Annotated in this window: 13 protein-coding genes and 1 other annotated feature; all 13 genes read right to left on the minus strand. The window is 33.7% G+C overall.

Translation table 11 applies throughout. From position 1 onward, the window contains the following. Window positions 1-200 precede the first annotated feature (200 nt). Window positions 201-2,264 carry an elongation factor G gene (gene fusA / locus CSGHG_RS11480; protein ID WP_010295348.1) on the minus strand — a complete coding sequence of 688 codons (2,064 nt, stop codon included), beginning with the start codon at window positions 2,262-2,264 and terminating at the stop codon, window positions 201-203. A 75-nt stretch (window positions 2,265-2,339) separates the two neighbouring features. Beyond that, window positions 2,340-2,810: a 30S ribosomal protein S7 gene (gene rpsG, locus CSGHG_RS11485; protein WP_010295349.1), complete on the minus strand. Its 471-nt coding sequence runs from the start codon at window positions 2,808-2,810 to the stop codon at window positions 2,340-2,342. A gap of 158 nt (window positions 2,811-2,968) precedes the next feature. Beyond that, window positions 2,969-3,346: a 30S ribosomal protein S12 gene (rpsL, locus tag CSGHG_RS11490; RefSeq protein ID WP_010295350.1), complete on the minus strand. Its 378-nt coding sequence runs from the start codon at window positions 3,344-3,346 to the stop codon at window positions 2,969-2,971. 130 nt (window positions 3,347-3,476) lie between these two features. Beyond that, complete coding sequence (locus tag CSGHG_RS11495; protein WP_010295352.1) at window positions 3,477-3,713, minus strand: ribosomal L7Ae/L30e/S12e/Gadd45 family protein; 237 nt, start codon at window positions 3,711-3,713, stop codon at window positions 3,477-3,479. 107 nt (window positions 3,714-3,820) lie between these two features. Next, on the minus strand, window positions 3,821-7,354 hold the full coding sequence (gene rpoC, locus CSGHG_RS11500; protein WP_010295356.1) for a DNA-directed RNA polymerase subunit beta': 3,534 nt from the start codon (window positions 7,352-7,354) through the stop codon (window positions 3,821-3,823). Between the two features lie 22 nt (window positions 7,355-7,376). Further along, entirely contained in the window at window positions 7,377-11,084 is a 3,708-nt protein-coding gene (gene rpoB / locus CSGHG_RS11505; RefSeq protein WP_010295359.1) for a DNA-directed RNA polymerase subunit beta, read from the minus strand. Window positions 11,085-11,366: 282 nt separating this feature from the next. Continuing rightward, entirely contained in the window at window positions 11,367-11,732 is a 366-nt protein-coding gene (rplL, locus tag CSGHG_RS11510; RefSeq protein ID WP_010295362.1) for a 50S ribosomal protein L7/L12, read from the minus strand. Between the two features lie 67 nt (window positions 11,733-11,799). Next, on the minus strand, window positions 11,800-12,303 hold the full coding sequence (rplJ, locus tag CSGHG_RS11515; RefSeq protein WP_010295365.1) for a 50S ribosomal protein L10: 504 nt from the start codon (window positions 12,301-12,303) through the stop codon (window positions 11,800-11,802). 32 nt (window positions 12,304-12,335) lie between these two features. Next, window positions 12,336-12,468 (minus strand) — a sequence feature (ribosomal protein L10 leader region). Window positions 12,469-12,520: 52 nt separating this feature from the next. Beyond that, window positions 12,521-13,210, minus strand: coding sequence for a 50S ribosomal protein L1 (gene rplA / locus CSGHG_RS11520; RefSeq protein ID WP_010295368.1), 690 nt, complete (start codon window positions 13,208-13,210; stop codon window positions 12,521-12,523). A gap of 59 nt (window positions 13,211-13,269) precedes the next feature. Further along, complete coding sequence (gene rplK / locus CSGHG_RS11525; protein WP_010295371.1) at window positions 13,270-13,695, minus strand: 50S ribosomal protein L11; 426 nt, start codon at window positions 13,693-13,695, stop codon at window positions 13,270-13,272. A gap of 91 nt (window positions 13,696-13,786) precedes the next feature. Continuing rightward, window positions 13,787-14,308 (minus strand): transcription termination/antitermination protein NusG, encoded by a 522-nt coding sequence (nusG, locus tag CSGHG_RS11530; protein WP_010295372.1) that lies wholly within the window; start codon window positions 14,306-14,308, stop codon window positions 13,787-13,789. A 45-nt stretch (window positions 14,309-14,353) separates the two neighbouring features. Then, window positions 14,354-14,578, minus strand: a complete 225-nt coding sequence (secE, locus tag CSGHG_RS11535; protein WP_010295374.1) for a preprotein translocase subunit SecE — start codon at window positions 14,576-14,578, stop codon at window positions 14,354-14,356. 34 nt (window positions 14,579-14,612) lie between these two features. Then, entirely contained in the window at window positions 14,613-14,762 is a 150-nt protein-coding gene (rpmG, locus tag CSGHG_RS11540) for a 50S ribosomal protein L33 (protein WP_010295376.1), read from the minus strand. Window positions 14,763-15,020 lie beyond the last annotated feature (258 nt).

A 15,020-nucleotide genomic window follows, 5' to 3' on the forward strand; every position in this document is an offset into this window, starting at 1 on the left:
ATTAACGTGTGGTTTACTTCTTTCAAATTTTTCCTTTGCCATTTCTAATTCCTCCTTAATTAAATCCATTAAGTTTAACATTTTAAAAATGTATTAATTTTGATCGATCATAATTGCATTTACATTCAACAATGCAATTGCAATTTATAGTTACTTTAAAGTATACTTATATATATTATTTTATAAATCTTAAAGATTTATTATTTTTTTCCTATGATTTGCTCTTGTAAGCTTTTTGGAACTTCTTCATAAGCAGCGAATTCCATGCTGTAGTTACCTCTACCTTGAGTTCTAGATCTTAAAGTTGTTGCATATCCAAACATTTCTGATAGTGGTACCATTGCTTTTATTGTTTGAGCTCCGTTTTGAGCTTCCATTCCCTCTATTCTACCTCTTCTAGAGTTTATGTCTCCCATAACGTCTCCCATGTACTCTTCTGGTATAATTACTTCAACTTTCATTATTGGTTCAAGTATAGCTGGCTCTGCTTTAGCCATAGCATTTTTGAATGCCATAGATCCGGCAATTTTGAACGCCATTTCAGATGAGTCAACATCGTGGTATGATCCGTCAATTAATCTTACTTTGAAGTTAAGAACTGGGAATCCTCCAAGAATACCAGCTTCAGAAGCTTCTCTAATTCCGTTATCGATAGGTCCTACGTACTCTTTTGGTACTGATCCTCCAACGATAGCATTTTCGAATTCATATTCTCCTTGGTGAGGTATTAATTCTATTACAGCATGACCGTATTGTCCACGTCCACCTGATTGTCTAACGAATTTACCTTCAGCTTTAACTTCTTTTCTGATTGTTTCTTTATAAGCAACTTGAGGCTTACCTACGTTACACTCAACTTTGAATTCTCTTTGAAGTCTATCAACGATGATTTCTAAGTGAAGCTCTCCCATACCTGCTATTATTGTCTGTCCTGTGTCATGATTAGTCCAAGTTTTAAATGTTGGATCCTCTTCTGAAAGTTTTGCTAAAGATATTCCCATTTTTTCTTGGCTTGCTTTTGATTTTGGTTCTATAGCAACTTCTATAACTGGCTCTGGGAATTCCATGTTTTCTAGAATAACTGGAGAGTCTTCTGAACACAATGTATCTCCTGTAGTTGTCATTTTAAGTCCTATAACAGCACCTAAATCTCCTGCTCTTAATTCGTTAACTTCTTCTCTTGCATTAGCATGCATTTTAACAAGTCTTCCGATTCTTTCTTTTTTTCCTTTATTAGCATTTAATACATATGTACCACTTTCCATTACTCCTGAGTAAACTCTAGTGAATGCTAATTTACCAACAAATGGGTCAGTAGCTATTTTGAATGCTAATGCAGCTAATGGTTCATCATCACTTGCGTGTCTTTCAACTTCTTCATTAGTTATTGCATCTGTACCTTTTATAGATGGTACATCAAGTGGTGATGGCATGTAATCAACAGAAGCATCGATCATCATTTGAACACCTTTATTTTTGTAAGATGATCCGCACATTACTGGAACGATTTCATTGTTGCATACACCTTTTCTTAAAGCAACTTTTAATTCTTCTATATCTAACTCTTCTCCATCAAGATATTTCATCATTAACTCTTCGTCAAGTTCTGCAATAGCTTCTATTAATGCAGCTCTATACTCATCAGCTAATTCTTTCATTTCTTCTGGAACGTCAGTTTCTTCGATTTCTCTTCCAAGGTCATCTTTGTAGATTTCTGCCTTATTTTTTAATAAGTCAATTATTCCAGCAAAGTTTTCTTCTTTTCCTATTGGTAATTGTATTGGCACTGCATTACAATGTAATCTATCTCTCATCATGTTTACAACTCTGAAGAAGTCAGCACCCATGATATCCATTTTGTTTACATATGCCATTCTTGGTACATTGTACTTATCTGCCTGTCTCCAAACAGTTTCAGATTGAGGTTCAACCCCTCCCTTTGCACAGAATACACATACAGCTCCATCAAGAACTCTTAGAGATCTTTCAACCTCAACTGTAAAATCTACGTGTCCTGGTGTATCTATAATGTTTATTACGTGATCTCTCCAAAAGCACATTGTTGCTGCAGAAGTAATTGTTATACCTCTCTCTTGCTCTTGAACCATCCAGTCCATTGTAGCTCCACCTTCGTGAGTCTCTCCTATTTTGTGAGTTCTTCCTGTGTAGAATAATATACGCTCTGTTGTTGTTGTTTTACCAGCATCTATATGAGCCATTATTCCGATATTACGAAATTTTTCTAATTCATATTGTCTAGCCACGTTTGTTTCCTCCTCTCAACGAGTGATTTTAAAATTTGACAAAACTGTTTTGGCAGAGCCAAAACAGTTTTAATATTAATATCTGTAATGAGCGAAAGCTTTATTAGCTTCTGCCATCTTATGAGTATCTTCTCTCTTTTTAACAGCTACTCCTGTGTTGTTTGAAGCGTCGATTAACTCGTTTGCAAGTCTCTCTCTCATGTACTTTTCGCCTCTTTTTTCACAAGCCATTAATAACCATCTTAGTCCTAATGTTTGTCTTCTTTCAGCTCTAACTTCGATAGGTACTTGATAAGTAGCTCCACCTATTCTTCTTGCTTTAACCTCTAATAATGGCATTATATTGTTCATTGCTTCTTCGAAAACTTCTAAAGCTTCTTTGCCAGTCTTTTCTTTTATTATTTCAAATGCGTCGTAGCATATTTTTTGTGCTACTCCCTTTTTACCATCTTCCATAACATTGTTTATTAACTTAGTAACAACTTTTGAATTATAAACTGGATCTGGTAATACATCTCTTTTTGCTATAAATCCTTTTCTTGGCACTTTTCTTCCCTCCTTAACAATTTAAAATTAACTCATAGGTACTCGATATTTCTACCGCAAAGCGCTCTGCTTCAACTAAATTTATTTAAATTAATGTATGTATAATCTATATAAATGCCGAAGGCATCGCACCTCTTAGCTCAATCAATTGAAACCAACTATTTTTGTTTTGGTTTCTTAGCACCATACTTAGATCTTGATTGTAATCTGTTTGCAACTCCTGCTGAATCTAGAGCTCCTCTTACTATGTGGTATCTTACCCCTGGTAAGTCTTTAACTCTTCCACCTCTTATAAGAACAACACTATGCTCTTGTAAGTTGTGTCCAACTCCACCGATGTAAGCAGTAACTTCATATCCATTTGTAAGTCTAACTCTTGCAATTTTTCTTAAAGCTGAGTTTGGTTTTTTTGGAGTTGTTGTTTTAACTACTGTACAAACTCCTCTTTTTTGTGGACACTCTTTTAATGCTGGTGCAGTTGATTTAGTTGCTAAAGATTTTCTTCCTTTTCTAACTAATTGGCTGATTGTTGGCATTATTTCACCTCCTATATTTTAGCATACTATTAATTTCTAATAGTATATCTATCTAAGCATCATACATTAATACCAAGTACTAATGTATGATGATATAGATATATTTATATTAAATATCCAATAACAATTGTTATAATATGAGCGCAGTGGCCGCAGAAACATCTATAGAACATAGTTTACCTAAATCCTTCATTGTTTCAACATACTCAATCTGCAGGTGATTAGCTTTTGCTAACTCTAAAATAGGGTTTGCAATCTTTGGATCTACATCTTTTGCTATATACAATATTTTACCTTGCTTAGCCTTTAATGCTTTAGTTGTTTGCTTAATTCCAACAACTTTTTCGCCTATAAGTCTGCTTACCATATTTTCCCCCCTCATATACTATCGTGACCTTTCATAAAATCACACATTCTGTATTTTATCACCTTAGGCCTATACTGTCAATAAAATATATTTTTACTTTTATTGTATTAGGCTTCTAAATTTTCTTCTACTTTTTCTTCTGTTTCATTTTCTGTAGATATTTTAATAGTTCTGTAACGGTTCATACCAGTTCCAGCTGGAATTAACTTACCTATAATTACATTTTCTTTTAATCCAACTAATGGATCTACTTTTCCTTTTATCGCTGCATCTGTAAGAACTCTTGTAGTTTCTTGGAATGATGCTGCTGATAAGAAGGAATCTGTAGCTAAGGCAGCTTTAGTAATTCCTAGTAGAGTTATTTTACCTTCTGCTGGTACTCCACCTTCTGCTAATACTTTTTCATTAGCTGCTTCGAAATCAAACATATCTATCATTGTACCTGGTAATAACTCAGTATCTCCAGATTCTTCTATTTTAATTTTTCTTGTCATTTGTCTTACAACTACTTCTAAGTGTTTATCATTGATATCAACACCTTGTAGTCTATAAACCTTTTGAACTTCAGAAAGAAGATAGTTTTTAACTCCGTTAACACCTTTGATTCTTATGATATCATGTGGGTTAACTGAACCTTCTGTTATCTCATCTCCAGCTCCAATAAATTCACCATTAGCAACTTTTACTCTAGATCCAAATGGTATATCATAGCTGAATTCTTCGCCATCATTTGCAACGATTATAACAGTTCTCTTCTTCTTAGTTTCTTCTATTCTTACTTCACCAGCTACATCACTTACTATAGCTAATCCTTTTGGTTTTCTAGCTTCAAATAGCTCTTCAACCCTTGGAAGACCTTGAGTGATATCCGCTCCGGCAACTCCCCCTGTATGGAATGTTCTCATTGTAAGCTGTGTTCCTGGTTCACCAATTGATTGAGCTGCAATTATACCAACTGCTTCTCCTATATTTATCTTTTGAGCTGTTGCCATGTTCATACCATAACACTTACAACATACTCCTATTTTTGATTTACATGTGAATACAGATCTTATTTTTACTTTCTTCACTCCTGCTTTTTCAACTTTCTCAGCAAGATGAATATCCATATAAGTATCATTTGGAACTATAATTTCTCCAGTTTTTGGATCAATTATATCCTCTGCACTATATCTACCTGTAAGTCTTTCACCTAATGATTCTATTACTTCGCTACCTTCTTTTATTTCACTTACTTCGAATCCTTCATGAGTTCCGCAATCTTCATGTCTTACTATAACATCTTGGCTTACATCAACAAGTCTTCTTGTTAAGTATCCTGAGTCAGCTGTTTTAAGAGCTGTATCGGCGTTACCTTTTCTAGCTCCGTGAGTTGAAATAAAGTATTGAAGTACGTCTAGACCTTCTCTGAATGACGCTCTGATAGGAAGCTCTATAATCTTACCTGATGGATTAGCCATAAGACCTCTCATACCTGCAAGCTGTTTGATCTGACTCTTAGAACCCCTGGCTCCTGAATCTGCCATCATCGCTATTGGATTGAATTTATCTAAGCTGTCCATTAAGGCATTCGCTATATCTTCAGTAGTCTTAGTCCACTTATCTATAACTCTGTTATATCTTTCATCTTCAGATATGAATCCTCTTCTGTACATTTTTTCAATTTTATCTACTGTTTCATCTGCTTCTTTAAGTAATGCTTTTTTAGCTTCTGGAACTTCCATATCTGATGTAGCAACTGTAATAGCTCCTATAGATGAGAAGTGATATCCTCTAGCTTTTATGTTATCAAGCATTTTAGATGTTTCTGTAGCACCATATTTTAAATAGCACTTATCTATAATTTTTCCTAGATTCTTCTTACTTGCTAAGAAATCAATTTCTAATTTGAACTCATTTTCAGGTAAACTTCTATCAATGAATCCTAAATCTTGAGGTATAGATTCGTTAAATAATAATTTACCTGGTGTAGTATCAATGATTCCACTAATTAATTCACCATCTTTGATTTTACAAAGTTTAACTTTTATTTTAGCATGTATATCTATATCTTTACATTGATATGCCATATAAACTTCTTCTGGTGAAGAGAACATTCTTCCTTCACCTTTAGCACCATCTTTGTCTAAAGTTAGGTAGTATGATCCTAGAACCATATCCTGAGTAGGTACACATACTGGTTTACCATCAGATGGTTTTAATATATTATGTGCAGCTAACATTAAGAATCTTGCTTCTGCTTGAGCCTCAACTGATAGCGGAACGTGAACAGCCATTTGGTCTCCATCAAAGTCAGCATTATATGCTGTACAAACTAATGGATGAAGTTTTATAGCTCTTCCTTCAACTAAAACTGGTTGGAACGCTTGTATTCCAAGTCTGTGTAGAGTCGGAGCACGGTTTAGTAATACTGGATGGTCTACTATTACTTCTTCTAGTACATCCCATACTTGAGGCATTACTCTTTCAACCATTCTTTTAGCACTTTTAATATTATGTGCAATTCCACTTTCTGTTAGCTTTTTCATAACAAATGGCTTAAATAATTCTAAGGCCATTTCTTTTGGAAGACCACATTGGTACATTTTTAATTCAGGTCCTACAACGATAACTGAACGTCCAGAATAATCAACACGTTTTCCAAGTAAGTTTTGTCTAAATCTTCCTTGCTTACCTTTTAACATATCTGATAAAGATTTTAACGGTCTATTTCCTGGTCCTGTAACCGGTCTACCTCTTCTACCATTGTCTATAAGAGCATCTACAGCTTCTTGTAACATTCTTTTTTCATTTCTTACAATTATGTCTGGCGCTCCTAAGTCTAAAAGTTTTTTAAGTCTGTTATTTCTATTTATAACTCTTCTATATAGGTCATTTAAGTCTGATGTAGCAAATCTTCCACCATCTAATTGAACCATAGGTCTTAAATCTGGTGGTATTACAGGTATTACATCTATAATCATCCACTCAGGTTTATTACTAGATTTTCTAAAAGATTCTACAACATCTAGTCTTCTAATAGTTCTAACTTTCTTTTGACCACTACTAGTTTTCAATTCTTCTTTTAATTCTATAGATAACTGTTCTAAATCTATGTCTTGTAGAAGTTTTTTCACAGATTCTGCTCCCATACCTGCTACAAATCCATCATATCCGTATTTATCAACAGCTTCTCTAAAATCTTTTTCTGTTAATATTTGCTTTTTCTCTAATGGAGTATCCTTTGCATCTAATACTACATATGAAGCAAAATATAATACTTTTTCTAGTGATCTTGGTGACATATCTAGAATTAATCCCATTCTAGATGGAATTCCCTTGAAGTACCAAATGTGTGATACAGGGGCAGCAAGTTCTACATGCCCCATTCTCTCACGTCTTACTTTAGCTTTTGTAACTTCAACTCCACATCTGTCACAAACTATCCCTTTATATCTTACTCTTTTATATTTTCCACAATGACATTCCCAGTCTTTCATAGGTCCAAATATTCTCTCACAGAATAGACCATCTTTTTCTGGTTTTAATGTCCTATAGTTAATTGTTTCAGGTTTTTTTACCTCTCCTCTAGACCACTCTCTTATCTGTTCTGGAGAAGCAAGACCAATTTGTATTGCTTCAAAATTATTTAATTCAACCAAGGGTACATCCTCCCTTCAATTTTTAGTGTTCATCATTGAAATCATTTATTTCTATTACATCATCAGAAAAATCTAGAGGTAAATTTTCATATTCTATCTCTACTTCTTCTTCTACTTCATCTTCTATTGGTTCTATATATTCTTTTTCAGGTTCTTTTGGAGTTTGTTCCTCAGTACCTTCTATATTAACTTCTAAGTCCTCTAACTCTTCTTCTGCAGATTCTTTTAATCTGATTTCTTCTTGTGAGTCATTTAAAAGTTTTACATCTAAACAAAGTGCTTGTAATTCTTTTATAAGAACTTTGAATGATTCAGGTATTCCTGGTTCTGATATGTTTTCACCCTTAACTATCGCTTCATAAGTTTTAACTCTTCCTACAACGTCGTCTGACTTAACTGTTAAGATTTCTTGAAGTGTATGAGCTGAACCGTATGCTTCAAGTGCCCAAACTTCCATCTCTCCAAATCTTTGTCCTCCGAATTGAGCTTTACCACCTAGTGGCTGTTGAGTAACTAATGAGTATGGTCCTGTTGATCTAGCATGTATCTTATCATCAACTAAGTGATGCAGTTTTAATATATACATGTATCCAACTGTAACTCTATTATCAAAGGCTTCTCCAGTTCTTCCATCATGTAAAACTGTTTTTCCATCTCTATTGTATCCTGCTTTTTCTAAGCAGTCTTCTATATCAGTATCTAATGCACCATCAAATACTGGTGTTGCTATATGCCAACCTAATTCACTAGCTGCCCATCCTAAATGAACTTCTAGTACCTGACCGATGTTCATACGAGATGGAACCCCTAATGGGTTTAAGCATATTTGTAATGGTCTACCATCTGGTAAGAATGGCATATCTTCTTCTGGTAAAACTCTTGAAATAACACCCTTGTTACCGTGTCTTCCCGCCATTTTATCTCCGACAGATATTTTTCTCTTTTGTGCTATATAGCATCTTACTAATTGATTTACTCCAGGTGGTAACTCATCTGAGTTCTCTTTTGTAAATACTTTCACATCTACTATAATTCCAGCTTCACCATGTGGTACTCTTAAAGATGTATCTCTAACTTCTCTTGCTTTTTCTCCAAATATAGCTCTTAATAGTCTTTCCTCAGCAGTTAATTCAGTTTCTCCTTTTGGAGTTACTTTACCTACTAATATATCTCCAGATCTTACTTCCGCACCTATTCTTATGATACCTCTTTCGTCGATATCTTTAAGTGCTTCTTCACCTACATTTGGTATATCTCTTGTTATTTCTTCAGGTCCTAGCTTTGTATCTCTAGCTTCTGCTTCATACTCTTCTATGTGAACTGAAGTAAATATATCATCTCTTACTAATTCTTCAGAAATTAACATAGCATCCTCGTAGTTATAACCTTCCCAAGTTATAAATCCTATACGTATGTTCTTTCCTAAAGCTATTTCTCCTAAATCTGTAGATGGACCATCTGCAAGTACTGTACCTTTATCAACCTTTTCGCCTTTATCAACTATAGGTCTTTGGTTTATACAAGTACCTTGGTTAGATCTTTTAAACTTAAGAAGTTTGTAAGAATCTATTCCACCATCTTCATCTCTTTTTACTCTAACTTCATTTGCACTTACGTAAATTACTGTTCCAGCATTTCTAGCTTTTGGTAATACTCCAGAATCTACAGCAGCTTTAAATTCTATTCCTGTACCAACAACAGGCGCTTGTGTTCTTAATAATGGAACTGCCTGACGTTGCATGTTTGATCCCATCAGTGCTCTTGATGCGTCATCATTCTCTAAGAATGGAATCATTGCTGTAGCAACTGAAACTATTTGTCTTGGAGAAACGTCAACTAAATCAACTTCTTCTCTAGGTACAACTATAACTTCTTCTTTAACTCTGACTGTTACCTTGTTATCTAAGAACCTATTGTCTTCTCCAATCGGCTCATTAGCCTGAGCAACTATATAGTTATCTTCTTCGTCCGCAGTCATGTATCTTATTGAATCTGTAATTACTCCAGTTTTCTTATCAATAACTCTATATGGAGTTTCTATAAATCCATATTCATTAACTTTTGCATAAGTAGCTAATGAGTTTATAAGTCCTATATTTGGACCCTCTGGAGTTTCTATTGGACACATTCTTCCATAATGTGAATAGTGAACGTCTCTTACTTCGAAACCAGCTCTCTCTCTTGAAAGTCCTCCTGGTCCTAAAGCAGATAATCTTCTCTTATGTGTTAATTCAGATAATGGGTTTGTTTGATCCATGAATTGTGATAACTGTGAACTACCAAAGAATTCTTTTATAGATGCAACCACTGGTCTTATATTAATTAATGCCTGTGGAGTTATTACTTCTTGGTCTTGAATTGTCATTCTTTCTTTAACAACTCTTTCCATTCTTGAAAGTCCAATTCTAAATTGGTTTTGTAATAATTCTCCTACTGATCTTAATCTTCTATTTCCTAAGTGGTCTATATCATCTACATATCCAATTCCATAAGCTAATCCTAATTCATAACTTATTGTTGCATATATGTCATCTTTAATTATATGTTTAGGTATTAATTTGTTTATGTTTGCTTTGATTTTTTCTTTTATACTATCTTCATCACTGTTGTTATCTAAAATTTCTTTAAGTGTTGGATAGTGAACTAATTCTCTTATATTTAATTCCTTAACATCAAAGTCTACATGTTTAGTTATATCAACAAAGTGGTTTCCTATTATTCTTAAAACTTTGTCTTCTACTAATATGTCAACAGAGTTTATTCCTAAATTTTGAATATCTAGCGCAACATCTCTGTCAATTTTTTCCCCTTTTTCAACTATTATTTCGCCAGTTGAAGGGTTTACTATGTTTTCAGCAGCTATTTGATTAGCAATTCTTAAGTGAATAGCTAATTTTTTGTTGAATTTATATCTTCCAACTCTAGATAAATCATATCTTTTTGCATCAAAGAATAATGAATCTATCAATGAAATAGCACTGTCAACAGTTGGTGGTTCACCCGGTCTTAATCTTTTATAAATCTCTAATAATGCTTCATTTCTATCTTTAGTATTATCTTTTTCTATAGTAGCTTTTAATCTTTCTTCTTCACCAAAGAAATCTAATATTTCAGCATCACTACCATAGTGCATCATTACTCTTGCAAGAACTGTTATTGGTATTTTTCTAGTTTTATCAATTCTTACATATATGATGTCATTTGAGTCTGTTTCGTATTCTAGCCATGCACCTCTATTTGGTATAACAGTAGATGTAAATAACTTTTTACCAGTTTTATCAACTGAATAGTTATAATAAACACCTGGTGATCTAACAAGCTGGCTTACAATAACTCTTTCTGCACCATTTATAACAAAAGTTCCTTGTTCCGTCATTAATGGGAAATCTCCCATGAAGACATCTTGTTCTTTTATTTCTCCAGTCTCATTATTACGTAATCTAACTTTTACTTTTAGTGGTGCTGCATAAGTTGTATCTCTTTCTTTGCATTGTTCTACACAGTATTTGATGTTATCAAAATCAAGCTTATAACCAACAAATTCTAAGGCTAAATTTCCTGTATAATCTTGAATTGGATTAATGTCTTCAAATACTTCTTGTAAACCTTCTTTTAAAAACCAATTGTATGAATCTAATTGAACTTCAATTAGATTAGGCATGTTTGCCTTATCGCCTACTCGAGCAAAACTCATTCTTGTTCTTTTTCCATTTTTGACAGGATGTACCATCAGCTTTCACCCCTTGTATAAACTAAAATAACCCAAAAACCCACTATCCCCTAGGACTTTGTGTTTTCGGACTTCACACTTTTTCATCATGCTATTATAACCAATTGTAGAATTTTTATTCACATATAGATTTTTCTTCTTTTTTCTACAATTAATTACATAACTTAAACTGTCTAATTACTTTCGCATTGAATTATTTTATCACATTTCGAACCTAAAGTCAAGCTTTAGATGAAAAAAGGAGCACTATGAAAGTACTCCTTTTTTTTGTTAATGTTACAACTATTTTACTTCTACAGCTGCTCCAACTTCTTCTAATTTAGCTTTCATTTCTTCAGCTTGATCTTTGCTTACGCCTTCTTTTAATGTTTTAGGAGCTCCATCAACTATTTCTTTAGCTTCTTTTAATCCTAATCCAGTTATTTCTCTAACTGCTTTTATAACTTTTATTTTGTTAGCTCCAGTACTTGCTAGAACTACTTCAAATTCAGTTTTTTCTTCTGCTGCTGCTCCTGCAACTGCTGCTCCTGCTACTGCAACTGGTGCAGCTGCGCTTACTCCGAATTCTTCTTCACAAGCTTTAACTAATTCATTTAATTCTAAAACGCTCATTTCTTTTATAGCTTCTATTATTTGCTCTTTTGTCATTTTAAATGCACCTCCGAAATTTATCTTTCTTTTTTTATCTTTGTTATAGTGTTTTACTTTTATATTATTACTCAGCTGTTTCTTCTTTTTTATCTGCTATAGCAGTTAATAAGTACGCTAAGTTTGATAATGGAGCTTTGAAACTTCCAAGAAGTTTTGCAAGTAATACCTCTCTTGGTGGTATTGAAGCAAGCTCTTTAACTTTATCTCCATCAAATAATTCGCCTTGAACTACTCCAGCTTTTAATTGTAGCTTTTTGTTAGCTTTTGCGAAATCATTTAATATTCTTGCTGGAGCTGTTGGATCCTCATAACCAAATGCTATTGATACAGGTCCTTGAAGGTATGCTTCTAATCCTTCTATTCCTAGCTCTTTAGCAGCTAATGCTACTAATGTGTTTTTGTAAACTTTATACTCAACACCAGCTTCTCTTAAATTCTTTCTTAATTCTGTGTCTTGCTCAACTGTTAATCCTTGATATTCACTTAGTATAACGCCTTGAGCTTTCTCTAATTTTTCTTTTATCTCAGCAACTTTTGCTTCTTTTAATGCTCTGTTTTTGCTTTGCACTGTGTGTCCACCTCCTCACAGCTTTCACTGTTTATTTAAAATTAAAAGTCTCCCCGCAAACATACGAAGAGACCAATAAAATCATCACGTTCTATTAGAACCCTCGGTAGGTTATTCTGTTACGCCAAAGGCACCTACTGTCTACGGAATATTTATTATATTCAACTTTTAAGATTCTAACATACTTGTTGCAACTAGTCAATATATTTTAAAAAAATTATTCAGTAACTTTTACTGGGTTGATTTTGATTCCAGGACCCATTGTGCTTGCTACTGTAACTGATTTTATATATTGTCCTTTTGCTGCAGCTGGTTTTGCTTTTACTATTGCATCCATTAAAGTAGCAAAGTTCTCTTGTAATTTAGCTTCTCCAAAAGATTTTTTACCTACTCCAACGTGTATTATAGCAGTTTTGTCTACTCTGTATTCAACTTTACCAGCTTTAATGTCAGCTAAAGCTTTAGTAACATCAAATGTAACTGTTCCAGATTTAGGGTTTGGCATTAATCCTTTTGGTCCTAATACTCTTCCTAATCTTCCTACTACTCCCATCATATCTGGTGTAGCAACAACTACATCAAATCCAAACCAGTTTTCTTTTTGGATTTTCTCTACTAATTCTTCTGCTCCAACGAAGTCTGCGCCTGCTGCTTCTGCCTCTTTAGCTTTATCGCCTTTAGCGAAAACTAAAACTCTAACTGTTTTACCAGTTCCATGAGGTAGAACAACTGCTCCTCTAACTTGTTGATCCGCATGTCTTGGGTCAACACCAAGTCTTACGTGAACTTCTATTGTCTCATCAAATTTTGCTTTTGATGTTTTTATCGCAAGCTCCATAGCTTCTGATGGTGTATATAGAGTGTTTCTTTCTACTAATTTAGCACTCTCTATGTAGTTTTTTCCCATATTGCTATCCTCCTTTGTGGTATTAACGGTTTTTGCCTCCCACTAATTTAAAAATCGAATTATTCTTCTACTGTTATTCCCATGCTTCTAGCTGTTCCAGCTATCATGCTCATAGCAGTTTCTACTGATGCAGCGTTTAAATCTGGCATCTTTAATTCAGCTATTTCTCTAACTTGAGCTGCAGTTACTGTAGCAACTTTTGTTCTGTTAGGTACGCCTGAACCACTCTCAATTCCAGCTGCTTTCTTTAAAAGAACTGCTGCTGGTGGAGTTTTTAGTATGAAGCTGAAAGATCTGTCTTGATATACAGTAATTACTACTGGTATTATTAATCCAGCCTTATCAGCAGTTTTTGCGTTAAACTCCTTACAGAATCCCATGATATTAACACCATGTTGTCCTAATGCTGGTCCAACTGGTGGTGCTGGTGTTGCTTTCCCTGCAGGAAGTTGAAGTTTTATCATTCCTGTTATTTTCTTAGCCATGAGTTTACACCTCCTATATTGTGGTAATCGGACTTTAAAAGCCCTCCCACTTAATAAGAATAAATCTATATTAAGATTTTATCTTATAAGCTTAATCCATTTTTTCTATTTGATTAAAATCAAGTTCAACAGGAGTTTCCCTGCCAAACATATCAACTAAACCTTTTACTTTATGCTTCTCTATATTTATTTCTTGTATAGAAAGCACAAATTCTGCAAATGGGCCAGATACTATTTTTACCTGTTCCCCAATTTCTATATCTATAGAAATTGATTTTTCAACAATTCCCATGTTTTTTGCCTCTTCTTCTGTTAGAGGCACTGGTTTTGATCCTGGTCCAACAAATCCTGTAACTCCTCTAGTATTCCTTACGATATACCAAGAGTCATCTGTCATAACCATTCTAACCATTACATATCCAGGGAATATTTTTTTGTAAGTTACTTTTTTCTTGCCATCCTTGATTTCAACTTGTTCTTCCATAGGAACTTGAATGTCATGAATGAACTCTTCAAGATTTCTATTTTCAATAGCTTTTTCAAGGTTAGCTTTAACTTTGTTTTCATATCCAGAATAAGTATGAACAACATACCATTTAGCTTTTCCTGTCATAACTTCAGGGGTTGATTAAACCAATCCCCTACCTCCCTTTTTCTATTATTTGAAGAACATTTTAAAGAGGTTATTGAAACCAGTATCCAACAAACCTACTAGAATCACATAAAGAAGACAAAAGCTAATCACTGCTCCAGAAGCTTTTTTAATTTCTTTCTTGGAAGGCCAAGTTACTCTTTTGAACTCAGCTTTTAAGTCTACAAAAAACTGAATGACTCCTGAACGCTTCTTTTTTGTATTTGACTTTTTTTCAACATTCTTAGCCATCTTTTTTCACATCCCCAATTTTATATTAGGTTAATTATTTTGTTTCTTTATGAAGTGTATGTTTGTGGCAGAATTTGCAATATTTTTGCATTTCTATTCTGTCTGGGTTGTTTTTCTTGTTTTTCATTGTATTGTAGTTTCTTTGTTTGCAATCTGTGCATGCTAAAGTCACTTTAACTCTCACAGTCTACACCTCCTAATTTACGAGTGATTTATCTTAAACTTAATCGTATTGTCTTTATACTTAGAAATTAAAATCCGAATTTTTAACTACCCAATTAATTTATCACAAGTTTTTAAATATGTCAACAAATTAGTTAGTAGCTTTATCATTGGTAAGTATTTCTGTTTTTTCATTTTTTATTCATTTTGGCCTTTTTATTTAAAATGCCTTTTAAAAGGACTAGGTTAGAAACCCAGTCCTATATGGTGATTTCTTTTT

This window comes from Clostridium senegalense JC122 (assembly GCF_000285575.1).
Classification (GTDB): Bacteria; Bacillota; Clostridia; order Clostridiales; family Clostridiaceae; genus Clostridium_J; species Clostridium_J senegalense.

Coding starts and splice junctions, on each gene's coding strand:
- rpsL (WP_010295350.1), bottom strand. CDS start 3,346: ATGCCAACAATCAGCCAATTAGTTAGAAAAGGAAGAAAATCTTTAGCA.
- CSGHG_RS11495 (WP_010295352.1), bottom strand. CDS start 3,713: ATGGTAAGCAGACTTATAGGCGAAAAAGTTGTTGGAATTAAGCAAACA.
- rpoB (WP_010295359.1), bottom strand. CDS start 11,084: ATGGTACATCCTGTCAAAAATGGAAAAAGAACAAGAATGAGTTTTGCT.
- rplL (WP_010295362.1), bottom strand. CDS start 11,732: ATGACAAAAGAGCAAATAATAGAAGCTATAAAAGAAATGAGCGTTTTA.
- rplA (WP_010295368.1), bottom strand. CDS start 13,210: ATGGGAAAAAACTACATAGAGAGTGCTAAATTAGTAGAAAGAAACACT.
- rplK (WP_010295371.1), bottom strand. CDS start 13,695: ATGGCTAAGAAAATAACAGGAATGATAAAACTTCAACTTCCTGCAGGG.
- nusG (WP_010295372.1), bottom strand. CDS start 14,308: ATGACAGGAAAAGCTAAATGGTATGTTGTTCATACTTATTCTGGATAT.
- secE (WP_010295374.1), bottom strand. CDS start 14,578: ATGGCTAAGAATGTTGAAAAAAAGTCAAATACAAAAAAGAAGCGTTCA.